Annotated in this window: 16 protein-coding genes; 13 read left to right on the top strand and 3 right to left on the bottom strand. The window is 62.5% G+C overall.

Translation table 11 applies throughout. The features are described from left to right. The first annotated feature begins 366 nt into the window (after nucleotides 1-366). The 5 genes from fadB (at nucleotide 367) to AC0ZJQ_RS10960 (ending at nucleotide 7570) form a co-directional block, all read left to right on the top strand. Entirely contained in the window at nucleotides 367-2514 is a 2148-nt protein-coding gene (gene fadB / locus AC0ZJQ_RS10980; RefSeq protein WP_476476655.1) for a fatty acid oxidation complex subunit alpha FadB, read from the top strand. Between the two features lie 18 nt (nucleotides 2515-2532). Beyond that, entirely contained in the window at nucleotides 2533-3708 is a 1176-nt protein-coding gene (gene fadA, locus AC0ZJQ_RS10975; protein WP_314018784.1) for an acetyl-CoA C-acyltransferase FadA, read from the top strand. Nucleotides 3709-3837: 129 nt separating this feature from the next. Next, entirely contained in the window at nucleotides 3838-4065 is a 228-nt protein-coding gene (locus AC0ZJQ_RS10970) for a DUF1653 domain-containing protein (RefSeq protein WP_003290002.1), read from the top strand. A 245-nt stretch (nucleotides 4066-4310) separates the two neighbouring features. Continuing rightward, on the top strand, nucleotides 4311-6911 hold the full coding sequence (gene topA / locus AC0ZJQ_RS10965; protein WP_155551736.1) for a type I DNA topoisomerase: 2601 nt from the start codon (nucleotides 4311-4313) through the stop codon (nucleotides 6909-6911). Nucleotides 6912-7051: 140 nt separating this feature from the next. Continuing rightward, entirely contained in the window at nucleotides 7052-7570 is a 519-nt protein-coding gene (locus tag AC0ZJQ_RS10960) for a DUF6586 family protein (RefSeq protein ID WP_102828623.1), read from the top strand. A gap of 14 nt (nucleotides 7571-7584) precedes the next feature. Here AC0ZJQ_RS10960 and AC0ZJQ_RS10955 read toward each other — a convergent pair whose 3' ends face one another. Continuing rightward, on the bottom strand, nucleotides 7585-8430 hold the full coding sequence (locus AC0ZJQ_RS10955) for a DMT family transporter (RefSeq protein WP_155551737.1): 846 nt from the start codon (nucleotides 8428-8430) through the stop codon (nucleotides 7585-7587). Nucleotides 8431-8600: 170 nt separating this feature from the next. Between AC0ZJQ_RS10955 and AC0ZJQ_RS10950 the strand changes: the two genes are divergently transcribed. Then, nucleotides 8601-8840, top strand: coding sequence for a hypothetical protein (locus AC0ZJQ_RS10950; protein ID WP_155551738.1), 240 nt, complete (start codon nucleotides 8601-8603; stop codon nucleotides 8838-8840). A gap of 60 nt (nucleotides 8841-8900) precedes the next feature. On the opposite strand, the gene sulA is transcribed toward AC0ZJQ_RS10950, so the two are convergent. Beyond that, nucleotides 8901-9368, bottom strand: coding sequence for an SOS-induced cell division inhibitor SulA (sulA, locus tag AC0ZJQ_RS10945; RefSeq protein ID WP_155551739.1), 468 nt, complete (start codon nucleotides 9366-9368; stop codon nucleotides 8901-8903). Nucleotides 9369-9378: 10 nt separating this feature from the next. Beyond that, nucleotides 9379-9987, bottom strand: coding sequence for a transcriptional repressor LexA (gene lexA, locus AC0ZJQ_RS10940; RefSeq protein WP_476476654.1), 609 nt, complete (start codon nucleotides 9985-9987; stop codon nucleotides 9379-9381). A gap of 192 nt (nucleotides 9988-10179) precedes the next feature. Here lexA and AC0ZJQ_RS10935 point away from each other — a divergent pair, with 192 nt between their 5' ends. From AC0ZJQ_RS10935 to AC0ZJQ_RS10905, 7 genes are all read left to right on the top strand, one after another. Continuing rightward, on the top strand, nucleotides 10180-10887 hold the full coding sequence (locus AC0ZJQ_RS10935; protein ID WP_102828619.1) for a TetR/AcrR family transcriptional regulator: 708 nt from the start codon (nucleotides 10180-10182) through the stop codon (nucleotides 10885-10887). A 40-nt stretch (nucleotides 10888-10927) separates the two neighbouring features. After that, nucleotides 10928-11464, top strand: a complete 537-nt coding sequence (locus AC0ZJQ_RS10930) for a L,D-transpeptidase (protein ID WP_213663180.1) — start codon at nucleotides 10928-10930, stop codon at nucleotides 11462-11464. 3 nt (nucleotides 11465-11467) lie between these two features. Continuing rightward, nucleotides 11468-12466 carry a beta-N-acetylhexosaminidase gene (gene nagZ / locus AC0ZJQ_RS10925; protein WP_476476653.1) on the top strand — a complete coding sequence of 333 codons (999 nt, stop codon included), beginning with the start codon at nucleotides 11468-11470 and terminating at the stop codon, nucleotides 12464-12466. 28 nt (nucleotides 12467-12494) lie between these two features. After that, nucleotides 12495-13229, top strand: coding sequence for an S-methyl-5'-thioinosine phosphorylase (locus AC0ZJQ_RS10920; RefSeq protein ID WP_476476652.1), 735 nt, complete (start codon nucleotides 12495-12497; stop codon nucleotides 13227-13229). A gap of 136 nt (nucleotides 13230-13365) precedes the next feature. After that, complete coding sequence (locus AC0ZJQ_RS10915) at nucleotides 13366-13863, top strand: LEA/WHy family protein (RefSeq protein ID WP_008570838.1); 498 nt, start codon at nucleotides 13366-13368, stop codon at nucleotides 13861-13863. 10 nt (nucleotides 13864-13873) lie between these two features. After that, nucleotides 13874-14068: an SEC-C metal-binding domain-containing protein gene (locus AC0ZJQ_RS10910; RefSeq protein ID WP_314018770.1), complete on the top strand. Its 195-nt coding sequence runs from the start codon at nucleotides 13874-13876 to the stop codon at nucleotides 14066-14068. Nucleotides 14069-14074: 6 nt separating this feature from the next. Further along, a complete protein-coding gene (locus AC0ZJQ_RS10905; RefSeq protein ID WP_237263464.1) occupies nucleotides 14075-14539 on the top strand; it encodes a DUF2489 domain-containing protein in 465 nt (154 codons plus the stop codon). The last annotated feature ends 69 nt before the right edge of the window (nucleotides 14540-14608 follow it).

Raw genomic sequence — 14608 nt, 5'->3', positions numbered from 1 at the left:
GGCAGTGTACCCGCTCGGCCCTTTTGAGGATTGACTGACGCGGCGGGCTACGGTTTCCGCGATGGGTGCCGCTCGCCATTGGTGGATAGATGCTGCAAATGGCTGGGGATTCCTGCGGTTGAGAATGACCGATCAGTCGCGAAATGTCCGTATCCGCCTCGATGAGAGAGCCGATTGACAAGGCGGTGCTTTTGCTCGAAGGTGTGCCGACCCAAATCAAACGGGCGTATGAATCGAGCGTTTGTCAGTGCATCGCCGATTGCCCGATGTATCGTGTCGGTGGGTGTCGTCGCCGCGAGGCGCGGTCGCAGTAGGCCGAAGACGTGCGGCACGTAACGTTCAGCTTCCATTCCTGGAGATCAGTTGATGATTTACGAAGGTAAAGCCATCACGGTTAAGGCTCTTGAGAGCGGCATCGTCGAATTGAATTTCGACCTCAAGGGTGAGTCCGTCAATAAATTCAATCGCCTCACTCTCAACGAACTCCGTCAGGCGGTCGACGCCATCAAGGCCGACGCATCGGTCAAGGGCGTGATCGTCACCAGCGGCAAGGACGTATTCATCGTCGGTGCCGATATCACCGAGTTCGTCGACAATTTCAAGCTGCCCGATGAGGAGCTGATCGCCGGCAACCTCGAAGCCAACAAGATCTTCAGCGATTTCGAAGACCTGGGCGTGCCCACCGTAGTTGCCATCAACGGCATCGCCCTGGGTGGCGGTTTCGAGATGTGCATGTCTGCCGATTACCGCGTCATGTCCACCGCCGCCAAGGTCGGGCTGCCTGAAGTCAAACTGGGCATCTACCCGGGCTTCGGCGGTACCGTCCGCCTGCCGCGCCTGATCGGTGTCGATAACGCCGTCGAGTGGATCGCGTCCGGCAAGGAAAACGGTGCCGAGGATGCGCTCAAGGTGCACGCGGTCGATGCCGTCGTCGCTCCGGAAAAGCTGCAGGAAGCCGCATTGGATCTGGTCAAGCGCGCCGTCGCCGGCGAGCTGGACTACAAGGTCAAGCGCCAGCCGAAGCTGGACAAGCTCAAGCTCAATGCCATCGAGCAGATGATGGCATTCGAAACCACCAAGGCCTTTGTGGCTGGCCAGGCCGGTCCGAACTACCCGGCCCCGGTCGAAGCCATCAAGAGCATCCAGAAAGCCGCCAACTTCGGTCGTGACAAGGCGCTGGAAGTCGAGGCCGCCGGCTTCGTCAAACTGGCCAAGACCTCGGTCGCCGAAAGCCTGATCGGCCTGTTCCTCAGCGATCAGGAACTGAAGAAGAAGGCCAAGGCCTACGACAAGCAGGCGCGCGACGTGAAGCTCGCTGCAGTGCTGGGTGCCGGCATCATGGGTGGCGGCATCGCCTACCAGTCGGCCGTCAAAGGCACGCCGATCCTGATGAAGGATATCCGCGAAGAGGGTATCCAGATGGGTCTGGACGAGGCCTCCAAGCTGCTCGGCAAGCGTGTCGAAAAAGGCCGTCTGACCGCTGATAAGATGGCGCAGGCGCTCAACGCGATCCGTCCGACCATGTCCTACGGCGACTTCGGCAACGTCGATATCGTCGTCGAAGCCGTGGTCGAAAATCCGAAGGTCAAGCACGCCGTGCTGGCCGAGGTGGAAGGCCACGTTCGCGAAGACGCGATCATCGCTTCCAACACCTCCACCATTTCCATCAGCTACCTGGCCCAGGCGCTCAAGCGTCCGGAAAACTTCTGCGGCATGCACTTCTTCAACCCGGTGCACATGATGCCGCTGGTGGAAGTGATCCGTGGTGAGAAGACCAGCGAAACCGCCATCGCCACCACCGTCGCCTACGCCAAGAAAATGGGCAAGAGCCCGGTCGTGGTAAACGATTGCCCGGGCTTCCTGGTCAACCGCGTGCTGTTCCCGTACTTCGGCGGCTTCGCCCGCGCCATCGCCCACGGTGTCGACTTCGTTCGCGCCGACAAGGTGATGGAGAAGTTCGGCTGGCCGATGGGCCCGGCCTACCTGATGGACGTTGTTGGCATGGACACCGGCCACCACGGCCGTGACGTGATGGCCGAAGGCTTCCCGGATCGCATGAAGGACGACAGCAAGACCGCCGTCGACGTCATGTACGAGGCCAACCGCCTCGGCCAGAAGAACGGCAAAGGCTTCTACGCCTACGAGATGGACAAGAAGGGCAAGCCGAAGAAGGTCGTCGATGCTGAGGCCTACGAACTGCTCAAGCCGATCGTGGCCGAGACGCGCGAGCTGTCTGACGAGGACATCATCAACTACATGATGATCCCGCTGTGTCTGGAAACGGTGCGTTGCCTGGAAGACGGCATCGTCGAGACCGCTGCCGAGGCTGACATGGGCCTGATCTACGGCATCGGCTTCCCACCCTTCCGTGGGGGCGCGCTGCGCTACATCGATTCGATCGGCGTTGCCGAGTTCGTCGCGATGGCCGACAAGTACGCCGACCTGGGCCCGCTGTACCACCCGACCGCGAAGCTGCGTGAGATGGCTGCCAACGGCCAGCGCTTCTACGGTTAATCGAGGGAGAGAGAATTCATGAGCCTGAATCCAAGAGATGCAGTCATCGTCGACTTCGGTCGCACCCCGATGGGGCGCTCCAAGGGCGGCATGCACCGTAACACCCGTGCTGAAACCATGTCCGCACAGCTGATCGACGGCGTGCTGGCGCGCAACCCGAAGATCGACCCGGCTGAAGTCGAGGATGTGATCTGGGGCTGCGTGAACCAGACCCTCGAGCAGGGCTGGAACATCGCGCGTATGGCCTCGCTGCTGACCCGCATTCCGCACACCAGCGCCGGCCAGACCGTGAGCCGCCTGTGCGGCTCGTCCATGAGCGCGCTGCACACCGCCGTGCAGGCCATCCAGACCGGCAACGGTGACGTGTTCGTCATCGGCGGCGTGGAGCACATGGGCCACGTCAGCATGATGCACGGCGTCGACCCGAACCCCCAGCTGTCGCTGCACGCCGCCAAGGCGTCCGGCATGATGGGCCTGACCGCCGAGATGCTCGGCAAGATGCACTGCATCACCCGCGAGCAGCAGGATGCCTTTGGTGAGCGTTCGCACCGCCTGGCGCACAAGGCTACGGTGGAAGGCAAGTTCAAGGACGAGATCATTCCGATGGAAGGTCACGACGAGAACGGCTTCCTCAAGGTCTTCGATTACGACGAAACCATCCGTCCGGACACCACCCTGGAAAGCCTGGCCGCACTGAAGCCGGCATTCAATCCGAAGGGCGGCACCGTGACTGCGGGTACTTCCTCGCAGATCACCGACGGCGCGTCCTGCATGATCGTCATGTCCGCCCAGCGCGCCAAGGATCTCGGTATTCAGCCGATGGCCGTGGTTCGTGCCATGGCGGTGGCGGGTGTCGACCCGGCAATCATGGGCTACGGCCCGGTTCCGTCGACCCAGAAGGTGCTCAAGCGCGCCGGTCTGACCATAAATGACATCAGCCACGTCGAGCTGAACGAAGCCTTCGCCGCGCAGGCGCTGCCGGTGCTCAAGGACCTCAAGCTGCTCGATCAGATGGAACAGAAGGTCAATCTGCATGGCGGCGCCATCGCCCTGGGGCACCCGTTCGGCTGCTCCGGTGCGCGTATCTCCGGCACTCTGCTGAACGTGATGAAGCAGAACAACGGTACGCTGGGTGTCGCCACCATGTGTATCGGTCTGGGGCAGGGGATCAGTACGGTCTTCGAACGCGTCTGACAGATGCAGATGACTGCGCTAGGCTGACAGCCGCGCCCGCAGGTTCGCGGGGCGGATTGTCAGACGGTGCATGGAAGCCGGGGCCAAGTGCCCCGGTTTTTCTTTTTGTGACGGCAGGGGAAGCAGATGATGCAGGTGGAGCCGGGGCGATATCGCCATTACAAGGGGCCCGAATACCGGGTGTTCGCCGTGGCGCGACATTCGGAGACGGAAGAGCCGATGGTGTTCTATCAGGCGCTGTACGGTGAGTACGGACTGTGGGTGCGCCCATTGTCCATGTTCGTCGAGACCGTCGATGTCGATGGCGAAACTGTGCCGCGGTTCGCTCTGATCGAGGCCGAGCCGAGCCGTTACTGATGCGTGCGAACGCTTGCTTGCCAGGCTCGGCGCTTGACCTCGTCGCGCTCGCCACTATATATAGCGGTGCCTTCGGACAGAGTGGCCGTCTTTGCACTCGTTCATGCGTTCTCGGGCATGCTCGGAAAGCTCATTGAGGCGCGTCGACGCCGCTGCCAGCAGTCCGACCTCCGGTCGCCGATTTGCGCGCACCTTGCCGCAGATACTCGCTCCGTTCACCTCTCGATTCAGGAACTCTGCTCTCCATGGGTAAATCGCTGGTCATCGTGGAATCACCGGCCAAGGCCAAGACAATCAACAAGTATTTGGGCAACCAGTACGTGGTGAAGTCGAGTATCGGCCACATCCGCGACCTTCCCACCAGTGGTTCCGCCAGCAAGGAGCCGGCAAAGCGCGGCAAGGCCGCCGCTGGCGAGACGCCTGCACTGTCGCCCAAGGAGAAGGCCAAGCGTCAGCTGTTCGCGCGCATGGGCGTTGACCCGGAGCATGACTGGAAGGCCAAGTACGAGATCCTGCCGGGCAAGGAGAAGGTGATCGAGGAGCTGCGTCGCCTGGCCAAGGAAGCTGACACCATCTATCTCGCGACCGACTTGGATAGAGAAGGGGAGGCGATCGCCTGGCACCTGCGCGAATCCATCGGCGGCGATGACAGTCGCTACAAGCGCGTGGTGTTCAACGAAATCACCAAGAAGGCGATCCAGGAGGCGTTCTCGCAGCCCGGCGAGCTCGACATCAATCGCGTCAATGCCCAGCAGGCCCGGCGTTTCCTCGACCGCGTGGTCGGTTACATGGTGTCCCCGCTGCTGTGGGCGAAGATTGCCCGCGGCCTGTCCGCTGGCCGGGTACAGTCGGTGGCGGTGAAGCTGGTAGTGGAGCGCGAGCGTGAAATCCGCGCCTTCGTGCCAGAAGAATACTGGGAAGTGCATGCCGACCTGGCGACCGCGCAGCAGGCCAAGGTGCGCTTCGAGGTGGCCCGCCAGAACGGTGAGGCGTTCAAGCCGCTGAACGAAGCGCAGGCCACCGCCGCGCTGGAGAAACTCAAGAGCTCGAACTACCGCGTCAGCAAGCGCGAGGACAAGCCGACCTCCAGCAAGCCGTCGGCACCGTTCATCACCTCGACCCTGCAGCAGGCTGCGAGCAACCGCCTTGGCTTCGGCGTGAAAAAGACCATGATGATGGCGCAGCGGCTCTATGAGGCCGGCTACATCACCTACATGCGTACCGACTCGACCAACCTTTCTGCCGACGCCATCGCCATGGTGCGTGGCTTTATCGAGAGCGAATTCGGTGGCAAGTACCTGCCCGAGAAGGCCAATGTCTATTCGAGCAAGGAGGGCGCGCAGGAGGCGCACGAGGCGATCCGCCCGTCTGACGTCAATCTGCGCCCCAACCAGCTTTCGGGAATGGAGCGTGACGCCGAACGCCTTTACGAGCTGATCTGGCGCCAGTTCGTGGCTTGCCAGATGCCACCGGCGCAGTACCTGTCCACCAGCGTGACGGCGGCGGCCGGCGAGTTCGAACTGCGCGCCAAGGGCCGCATTCTCAAGTTCGACGGCTACACCAAGGTCATGCCGCAGCAGAGCAAATCCGGCGAGGACGACGTGCTCCCGGATATGCAGCAGGGCGAAGCGCTGGCGCTGCTCAAGCTCGATCCGAGCCAGCACTTCACCAAGCCGCCCGCACGCTACTCGGAAGCCAGCCTGGTCAAGGAGATGGAGAAGCGCGGTATCGGTCGTCCGTCCACTTATGCGGCGATCATTTCCACGATTCAGGATCGCGGCTACGTCTCGCTGCACAACCGCCGCTTCTATTCGGAAAAGATGGGCGACATCGTCACCGAGCGTCTTTCCGAGAGCTTCGAGAACCTGATGGACTACGGCTTCACTGCCGGCATGGAAGAGCATCTGGACGATGTCGCGCAGGGCGAGCGCGAATGGAAGCATGTGCTCGATGAGTTCTACGGTGACTTCAAGCGCAAGCTCGAACAGGCCGAGGGCAGCGAGGATGGCATGCGCGCCAACCAGCCCACCCTGACCGATATTCCCTGCAAGGTCTGCGGCCGGCCGATGATGATCCGCACTGCATCCACCGGCGTATTCCTCGGCTGCTCTGGCTACAGCCTGCCGCCCAAGGAACGCTGCAAGTCGACGATCAATCTCGTGCCGGGTGACGAAATCGCTGCGGATGACGAAGGCGAATCCGAATCGCTGGTGCTGCTGGGCAAGCATCGCTGCCCGATTTGCAGCACCGCAATGGATGCCTACCTGCTCGATGAGAAGCGCAAGCTGCATATCTGCGGCAACAACCCCGATTGCTCGGGCTACGAGATCGAGGAAGGCCAGTACCGTATCAAGGGCTATGAAGGCCCAAGCCTGGAATGCGACAAGTGCGGCAGCGAGATGCAGCTCAAGACCGGTCGCTTCGGCAAGTTCTTCGGCTGCACCAACGCCGAATGCAAGAACACCCGCAAGCTGCTGAAGAACGGCGAGCCGGCGCCGCCGAAGATGGACGCGGTGAAGATGCCGGAGCTGCGTTGCGAGAAGGTCGACGACACCTACGTACTGCGTGACGGCGCATCTGGACTGTTCCTGGCTGCCAGCCAGTTTCCGAAGAACCGCGAGACACGTGCTCCGCTGGTGAAGGAGCTGATTCCGCACCGTGACGAGATCGATCCGAAGTACCACTTCCTGCTGGATGCGCCGCAGCAGGACGCGGAAGGTCGCCCAACGGTGATCCGCTTCAGCCGCAAGACCAAGGAGCAGTACGTGCAGTCGGAAGTCGAAGGCAAGCCGACCGGTTGGAAGGCCTTCTTCGTCGGCGGCAAGTGGAAGGTCGAGGAAAAGTAACGCACGCCGCTGCGGCGATGCGCTCGCAGATGCCGTCTGGCTAGACGGTGTCTGCGGTTGTTCTGCTCGGCCTGTAACGCTGGCGTTGACGGGCGTCGAAGTTCATTCTTGCAGTTTCCCGATATTCGGAGAGCGCCCTCATGGCTCACGAGCTCTACACCCGGACCAATCAGAAAATCTACTTCGCCGGTCTGTCGCTGGATAGCTGGCGCAAGGCCGAAGCGTCGGGCTCGCTGAATGCGCAGGGACTGATCCAGGCCGAGCGTGAGGCGAGCCTGTTCCATCTCTACGGCGCCTTGCTGGGGCTGTGTCATGAAATCGCCGGCTACTACCGCTCGCCTGGAGCCGGTGCGTCGCGGGTCGAACTGATTCTCTCGCGTTCAGTTCTCGACGCAGCGCCGAGTCCGGAGCTGGCCGAGCTGGTGGAACTGGCCGAGCAGGGAGAAACCTGGCTGGCCAGCCTGTTGCAAGCCTATGCGGCGCTATTCGAGCCGCCGCGTGCGCCGGCAAAGGTTAAAACCGACCCACGCCAGCCATTGATCGAGGCCGTCAGCCTCGACGAGCCAGAGCCCGCTCTGACGCGTGACGAGCTGGAACTCTGGCGACAGAACCTGAAGAGCCTGGCCTTGCGCTTTCGCGAGTCGCTGACCGAGTGGTAAGCGGCGCTTCCACATCATGACGGTTCTGGCTTGCGAGTCAGCATGACCAGGGCAATGCCGCAGAGAATCGCCGTACCGGCGATGAGCAGGCGGTCCGTCAGTGCTTCGCCAAGCAGCAACGCTCCGGCAACGGCGGTCAGCAACGGCACGCTCAGTTGCACGCTGGCGGCCTGGATTGCCGTCAGACCGGGTAGCGCCGAATACCAGATGGCGTAGCCGACGCCGGAGGCGAGGGCGCCCGAGAGCAGCGCGTAAACCAGGCCCGGGATATCCCACTGCAACTGATTCCAGACCGACAGGCTCAGCAAGATGCCCAGCGGCACCGCTCGCACGAAGTTGCCGGCCGTGGCATTCAGCGGATTGGCGGTCCCGCGTCCCCGCAGCGAATAGATTCCCCAGGCGACTCCGGAGGCCAGCATCAGCAGGGCAGCATGCCATGACGGTGCGCTGCTGCCCGGCAGCAGCAGAAATACCAGGCCGCCCATCGCCAGGATCAGGCCGACTACCTGCCAGCGACCGAATCGCTCGCCACGTATCAGCCCCCAGACGATCATGCTCAGCTGTACGGCGCCGAACAGCAGCAACGCGCCGGTGCCGGCGTCGAGATGCAGATAGGCAAACGAGAACGCCGCGGCGTACACGAACAAGGCCGCCGCACCGTACCAGTCACCGCCCGGTATCGCGCGACGTTCCCGTCGCAGCATCAGAAACCAGAGTGTCAGCGCACCGCCAAGCAGGCGCACGCCGGTGAAGCTGGCGGGATCTATGGCGGTGTCTCGCAAGGCGATCCGGCACAGCAGCGAATTGCCGGCGAAGGCAAGCATGGCCAAGGTGGTAAGCAGCAGAATGCGGGGTGTCATGGAGACTCGGCCTGTTCTTGTGTGTTGTGCCGGGCAGTGTCGGTTCGAGCAATGCTACGTCGTGGACGGTCACCATGAAACCCGGATCGTAGCGGGTTGCCTGATGCTGGAAGGCTGCTGCGTCGATAGTCGGCTGGTACAATGCACGCCTTTCTCTGAGAGCTGATCGAATGCCTACCTCGTTTCTGGAAATTGTCGAGCTACCTGACGGCCGCATCGTACTGCGCCGTGCCGAAGACGAAGAGGTGCTGGTGACGCTGGATTTCTCCGATGACGCGAAACTTTTTCTGCAGGGCCAGCATGTGGAAATCGCCAAGGCCATGTTCAACGTGGGCGTGCAGATGGCTGGACGGATGTCGGAAGGTGATAGCGAGATCGAGTACGAGGATGAGCCGCGGGTACTGCACTGAACGAGGTGGGGTGTAGCGGGGGAATTCGGCACGATCCATGTGCCTGTCGGGACTATTTAGCTAGCGGCCCAGGCGAATGTTGAGACTCTGAGCGTTGCCCTGGCTGGCGGCGCTGTGCAACGTGCTGCGCATGCGGGCATCCATGTGAGCAAACCAGCTGACGACGGTGTGGCTACAGCCGGAAGTCAGCGCCTTGCAAGTCAGCTCCAGTGCGCCCTGAATACCGCGCGGCTGCAACAGGATGATGCGTTCGCGGTTCAATCCGGTTTCGCGCAGCCAGTGCGACGACAGAAATGCCGGAGGGGCGACCAGCGTCAGCCAGCGGCTGTCGGGGGCATCGCTGAGTTCGCGCAGCATGGGGGCGAGTAGCAGTCGACAGTGCTCGCTGTTGCCGCTCAGGCTCAACTCGCTCAGGCGCTCGAGTTGCGGCGGTGGCGGTTCGGCGAGAAAGGGCGGCATGCCATGAGCGATCAGCCCCTCGAAGAGAGACAGCTGCGGCTTGGCGTTTGTCGTGGGGAGGTACTGCATCGAACGTCTCCTAGCGGCGTATCACGCCGACACTCAAGCCCTCGATCACGAAGTCTTCATGTTCGAGATCCACTTCGATAGGTGCGAACTCGGCGTTTTCCGCCAGTAACCACACTTTGTCACCTTCGCGCTTGAGGCGCTTGACGGTAACCTCCTCGCCCACCCGTGCGACGACGACCTGGCCGTTGCGCGCGTCGCGGGTGCTGTGGACCGCCAGCAGGTCGCCATCGAAGATGCCGATGTCCTTCATGCTCATGCCACGTACCCGCAGCAGGTAGTCGGCGCGCGGGTGGAAAAAGCCTGGGTTGATCTGGCAGGACTCCTCGACATGCTGTTGCGCCAGGATCGGTGCGCCTGCCGCCACCCGGCCGATAATCGGCAGACTGCCTTCCTGGGCAGCGGGCTCGAAGTCGGGAATGCGTATCCCGCGCGAGGCGCCGGGCGTCATCTCTATTGCACCTTTGCGCGCGAGCGCCTTGAGGTGTTCTTCGGCGGCGTTGGGCGACTTGAAGCCGAGCTCCTGCGCGATCTCGGCGCGCGTCGGCGGGTAGCCGTGGTCTTCCAGGCAACGCTTGATGAAGGCGAGGATTTCCGACTGGCGGGGCGTCAGCTTGATCATGGGGGTCTCTGTTCTTTTATACAGTGACTGGGATTATATACAGTGATCGGGTGTTGGCAATCGAGTTCTGCGAGCATTCGGTCGCGACGGCGGTGAATGCGAAGATGAGCTAGGCGCCACGCCGCTTTCATGGTTGACTTGGCTATTGGCTGAAACGTAAGTTTCAAACAGATGTTTGTCATTGGAGGGGGCATGGCGCAGTCCGAGACAGTCGAGCGCATTCTGGACGCAGCGGAGCAGCTGTTCGCTGAAAAAGGCTTCGCTGAGACTTCGCTTCGCCTGATCACCAGCAAGGCAGGCGTAAACCTGGCGGCGGTGAACTATCACTTCGGTTCGAAAAAGGCGCTGATTCAGGCAGTCTTCTCGCGCTTTCTCGGACCCTTCTGCGCCAGCCTGGAACGCGAGCTGGATCGTCGCGAGTCGATTTCCGATAAGCCGGATACGCTCGAAGAACTGCTGGAAATACTGGTTGAGCAGGCCCTGGCGGTTAAACCACGCAGCGGCGACGACCTGTCGATTTTTATGCGCCTGCTGGGGCTTTCGTTCAGCCAGAGCCAGGGCCATCTGCGCCGCTATCTGGAAGACATGTACGGCAAGGTATTCCGCCGCTACATGCTGCGTGTGCACGAGGCAGCACCGAACATTCCGCCGATCGAGCTGTTCTGGCGCGTGCATTTCATGCTCGGTGCGGCGGCTTTCAGCATGTCCGGGATCAAGGCACTGCGCGCGATTGCCGAGAACGATTTCGGTGCCCGGACTTCGATCGAGCAGATCATGCGGATGATGGTGCCGTTCCTGGCGGCTGGCATGCGGGCCGAGAGCGGCGTGGCAGATGCTGCGCTGGCCGAGGCCCAGCCCAAGGGTCGGCGCAACGCCGTAGCCATGCCGGCGAAGGGCTGAGGGTGCTAGGCGTCAGGTCCTTCGTCTAAGCTAGCCGCCCATGACCCATCTCGATTGTTTGTACATCTCCCTTGCCGACCAGCAGCTCTACGGCTTTGCCGACGGCAAGTTGCGTTGCCGCTTTCCGGTATCCACCGCCCTCAATGGCGCCAGCGAGCGCAACGGCTCCGGTTGCACGCCACGTGGTCGGCATCAGGTACGTGCGCGTATCGGTGGCGATCTGCCGCTCGGCGCGGTGCTGCGTGGTCGGCGCTGGACCGGAGAGATCTGGTCGGCCGAACTGCACGAGCGCTTTCCCGGGCGCGATTGGATTCTGAGCCGCATTCTCTGGCTGAGTGGCTGCGAAATCGGCCGCAATCGACTCGGCGATGTCGATACCTTTCGCCGCTACATCTACCTGCACGGCACGCCTGATTGTGAACCCATGGGCGTTCCGCTGTCTCACGGTTGCATTCGTATGCGCAATGCCGATCTGGCGCGGCTGTTCGAGCAGGTGCCGCTGCATTGCCCCGTCCACATAGAAGAACATGCCCGCCCGGAATGGGCCGGCGCCGAACTCGCTCAAGGATTTATCTGACCCATGCACGGTTCACTGATGCTGGATATCGGCGGTACCTGGCTGACGCCCGAGGATCGCCACCTGTTGCGCCAGCCGGAAGTCGGCGGGTTGATTCTGTTTGCTCGCAATATCGAGCACCCCCGCCAGGTGCAGGAGCTGTGCCGTGCGATTCGCGCGCTGCGGCCCGATCTGTTGCTGGCGGTGGATCAGGAAGGTGGGCGTGTGCAGCGGCTGCGTCAGGATTTCGTCCGGCTACCAGCAATGCGTGAGTTCTCCCGGCATGCTGACGGCGCGCGCCTGGCTGAGGTCTGTGGCTGGGTGATGGCTACCGAGGTGTTGGCGGTGGGTCTGGATATCAGTTTCGCCCCGGTGCTCGACCTCGATCACCAGCGCAGTGGCGTCGTCGGTACGCGTGCCTTCGAGGCGGACCCACAGCGCGCGGTCGAGCTGATCGGCGCGTTCATCCTCGGTATGCGTGCGGCCGGTATGGCCACGACCGGCAAGCACTTCCCCGGTCATGGCTGGGCTGAGGCGGATTCGCACGTGGCGATTCCGGTTGACGGGCGCAGCCTCGACGAGCTGCGCGATCACGACCTGGTGCCGTTCCGCGCACTGGCGCCTGTGCTCGATGCGGTGATGCCGGCGCACGTGATTTTTCCTGAAGTCGATGCGCAGCCGGCAGGCTTTTCGCGCCGCTGGCTGCAGGACATCCTGCGTGGCGAGTTGGGCTTTCGTGGGGTGATCTTCAGCGATGATCTATCGATGGCAGGGGCGCATGTAGCGGGTGATGCTGCGGCCCGCATCGAGGCTGCGCTGGTGGCCGGTTGCGACATGGGGCTGGTATGCAACGACCGCGCAGCCGCGGAGCTGGCGCTGACCGCGTTGCAGCGCCTGGGTGTGCGGCCCGCGCCGGCTCTCGCGCGCATGCGCGCCGCCGGCACCGCGTCGCTTGACTACAAGCAGCAGCCGCGCTGGCTCCAATCGATTGCGGCGCTGCGCAGCGCCGGGCTCATCGACTGATCACGCCGATACTCCAAGGAAAGATTCCATGACTGTCCACGCCATTATCGGCGGCACTGGCCTGACCGAACTCAGCGGGCTCGTGCTGCGCGAGATCAGATCGATCGAGACGCCCTACGGCCTGCCTTCTGCCGACATCGTGTGCGGCGAGTTCGCCGGGCGGGAGGTCCTGTTTCTCGCCCGTCACGGACACCCGCATCGCATCGCGCCGCATCAGGTCAACTACCGGGCGAACCTGTGGGCGCTGCGTCATGCCGGCGCACAGGCTGTCATCGCGGTAAATGCCGTCGGCGGCATCCACGCCGCTATGGGTACCGGGCATTTTTGCGTACCGCATCAGATCATCGACTACAGCTACGGTCGCGAACATACCTTCTTCGCCGGCGACCTCGACCATGTCACCCATATCGATTTCAGTCATCCCTACGATGCGCAACTGCGTGAACGGCTGATCGCCGCGTTGCAGGCTCAGGGTTGCGCCTTCAGCTACCGCGGCGTCTATGGCTGCACGCAAGGGCCGCGCCTGGAGACGGCGGCCGAGATCGCCCGAATGGAGCGCGATGGCTGCGACATCGTCGGGATGACCGGCATGCCCGAGGCTGCGCTGGCGCGTGAACTGCAGTTGCCTTACGCGTGCCTGGCGCTGGTGGTCAATCCGGCGGCGGGCAAGGCGAACGAGGTGATCACCATGGGCGCGATTGAGGCGGCGTTGGTCGAGGGTATCGGTCTGGCCCGTGCCGTGTTGGCCCGGGTTCTGGCCTGAGCGTCGACATACAAACGAGGTCGCGGACGGAAACCGGCCTGTCATCCAAATGTAGGAAACTGCCTTCTTTTATGGTCGCTCCCCGTTGCGGCCCAAGCGCCGCTTGTTACACTGAGCCGTCCTTTGGAGTACCGGTATGCTTTGCCCGCCACGAATAACAAGAACGCTAAACACCGTGGTTCTGCTGGGTCTTTTCAGCCTGCTGAGCGGTTGCTCCACCTGGTTCGGCGCCGAGTTTCGCGATCCGCGCGTCGAGCTGACGAAGGTCGAGATCATCAAGGCGCGGCTGCTGGAACAGCAGTTTCTGCTGCGCTTTCGCATCGACAACCCCAACGACCGCAGCCTGCCGGTACGCGGGCTCGTCTACACCGTGCACCTGAACGATGTCGAACTGGCCAGCGGCGAATCCAGCGGCTGGCTGACGGTGCCGGCCAACGGCTTCGACTATTACGAAGTACCGGTGCATACCAACCTGTGGCGACACATGAAATACATCGTGCGCCTGCTGGAAAAGCCTGATCGGCCGATCCGCTACCGCTTCGACGGCGAGATCAAGACCGGCCTGATGTTCGGCCGCAAGGTGCATGTCGCGAGCAATGGCGAGATAATCCCCGGCAACTTCATCCCTGAGTAGTAGACGCAACATGAACCACGAAACCCACGTCCACGGCCCCGACTGCAATCACGACCATGACCATGCGCACGATCATCATGTGCACGGGCCGCACTGCAATCACGGCCATCATGAGCCGGTACGCAATCCGCTGAAGGATGTCGGTCGCAACGACCCGTGCCCGTGCGGCAGTCAGAAGAAATACAAGAAGTGCCACGGCGCCTGACCGACCATGACTCCGCTCGTTGTCACGCTGCTGGTCGTTGCGACGCTGCTGGTCGGCGCGCTGGCCGGCTACGCGTTGTACCTGTGGCGCCGGGTGTGGCGTAACGAGCGACTGCTGGCTGAGGCGCAGACCAAGCGTCACGCTGCGCTGGCTGAAGACCTGCGGATTCTCGCCAGCTGTCTGTTGGACGAGCAGCTGCCGCTGATCGAAGGTGCCATCCGCATCAAGGTGCTGCTCGACAACTACGACTCTGCACTGGGGCAGGACCCGCGCTGCGAGGTGTTCCAGAGACTGTTCGAGGCGACTGAGCAGGTCCCTACGCACGCTGCGTGGAAGGCACTGGACAGCAAGGAGCGACGCCGTCACGAGGCGAACTTCAGCGCCTTGGAGCTGCAGCACAAGGCGGCCGCGCGACGCTCGGCGCGCTGGTTGCTCGACGAGGCGCTGCCCAAACCCGGCCGCGCGGCCTGAGGCGTCAACCCCGGCACTTCCTGCGGCTCATACACTCACTACCATTACTACCGGCTTTGCGCTCTCAGG

It is taken from the genome of Stutzerimonas sp. 21-1, assembly GCF_056336065.1.
This window is presented reverse-complemented; position numbering and strand designations above follow the sequence as displayed.